This window comes from Azospirillum sp. B4 (assembly GCF_000333275.1).
Taxonomy (GTDB): Bacteria; Pseudomonadota; Alphaproteobacteria; order Azospirillales; family Azospirillaceae; genus Nitrospirillum.
Map to the genome: position 1 here is coordinate 1 of NZ_BACU01000247.1, position 1787 is coordinate 1787.

General features: G+C 69.9%; 2 protein-coding genes. Both read right to left on the reverse strand.

Translation table 11 applies throughout. The annotated features are described in order from the left end of the window. A partial coding sequence (locus tag I55_RS10490; RefSeq protein WP_044560495.1) for a DUF3422 family protein occupies positions 1 to 445 on the reverse strand: 445 nt, incomplete at its 3' end. Positions 446 to 711: 266 nt separating this feature from the next. Beyond that, the coding region (locus tag I55_RS10495; RefSeq protein WP_252181102.1) for a methylmalonyl-CoA mutase family protein at positions 712 to 1787 on the reverse strand (1076 nt) is incomplete at its 5' end.

The window sequence follows — 1787 nt, forward strand, 5'->3', positions numbered from 1 at the left end:
CCGGTGGAAAGCGGGCGGCCAGCCCCTTCGGGTCCGGCATGCCGTCCGCNTGTTCCANCCGCACATGCACGGCGGCCAGGCGACGGGCGCCCAAGGGGCCGAACACGCCATCCAGCAGGGCCTCCACAGCCACGCGGGCGGTGTCACCATCACTGCCGGCGACCGCCACGCTGGTGCTGAGGAATTCGGTGTGGTGTTCCCACTTCACCTGGGCGGCGCGGCCGGCGATGGCCGTGGGCACCACGCCGTAGCGGGGTGTCGCGTCCTCCCCTGCCGGGGCGTCCAGCAGGGTCAGCAGGCGGCCGGCACACTCCGCCCCCTCCGCCGGGGTGCAGAGGAAGGTGACCTGGAACACCTCCGCCGGGGCCTTGAGCGGCATGGCCATGCGGGAGTGCAGCTCCTGCATCAGCACGCCACGCAATGGGTGATCCGCCTCGACGCCCATGATGCCTACCCCTCAAGCCGTACGCCAACCGAACGAGGGAATGCTATCACAGGGTGTGACAAGGGCCAGGGGGCAGGTTCCCGTGCCCATGCCAACGCTAATTTTCGCCCGGCGCATGGCTGGCATTTTTTATGCCAGGGCCTTTGATCGCCGGGCCCCGGCATCCGCCGGCTTGGCTTCCTCGCTCCGCCCTGCTGTGCTCGCTCCGGCGGACGAGGGGAGCGTCCTACAAGCGGGCATGAGCCAAAAACCTTGCCACTGGCGCGTCAGGCCGCCTCAGGGCGGCGTTTCCGCAAAATCTCCAGGATTTCGGCGGCGGCGGTGGGGATGTTGGTGCCGGGGCCGTAGATGGCGGCGGCGCCGGCCTGGTACAGCATGTCATAGTCCTGCGGCGGGATGACGCCGCCGCACACCACCAGGATGTCACCCGCCCCCTGGGACTTCAGGCTGTCGATCAGGGCTGGCACCAGGGTCTTGTGGCCGGCCGCCTGTGACGACACGCCGATGACGTGCACGTCGTTCTCCACAGCCTGGCGTGCCGCTTCCTCCGGCGTCTGGAACAACGGGCCGACGTCGACGTCGAAGCCGATGTCGGCGAAGGCGGTGGCGATGACCTTGGCGCCCCGGTCATGGCCGTCCTGGCCCATCTTCACCACCAGCATGCGCGGCCGGCGGCCCTCGGCCTCCGCGAACGCCTCCACATCCTTGCGGATGCGGGCGAAGCCCTCATCGCCTTCGTAGGCCGACCCGTAGACCCCGCTGACGGAGCGGATGACGGCGCGGTGGCGGGTGAACACCTTCTCCAGCGCGTCGGAAATCTCACCCACCGTGGCACGGGCGCGGGTCGCCTTGATGGCCAGGTCCAGCAGGTTGCCGGTGCCGTCATGCGCACCCTGGGCCAGGGCCTCCAGTGCCGCGGTCACCGCCGCGTCGTCGCGGCTGGCGCGGATTTCCCGCAGGCGGGCGATTTGGGCCTCGCGCACGGCGGTGTTGTCGATGTCCAGCACCTCGACCCTTTCAGGGTTTTGGGGCCGGTACTTGTTGACGCCGACCACCACTTCCTCGCCCCGGTCGATGCGGGCCTGGCGGCGGGCCGCCGCCTCCTCGATCATCAGCTTGGGCAGGCCGCCGTCCACGGCCTTGGTCATACCGCCCATGCCCTCCACCTGGTCGATCAGCGTCTCGGCCTCCGCCATCAGGCTGTGGGTCAGGCTTTCCACGTCCACGCCGCCGGCGTGGGCGCGCCCCAGCCTGCTCCCCCCAAGCCTGGACAGGCGGACGTCGGCAGCCGTGTCCAGGCGCTGGAAGCCAAGATCCTGCGGCTGCACCAGATCGAAGCGGC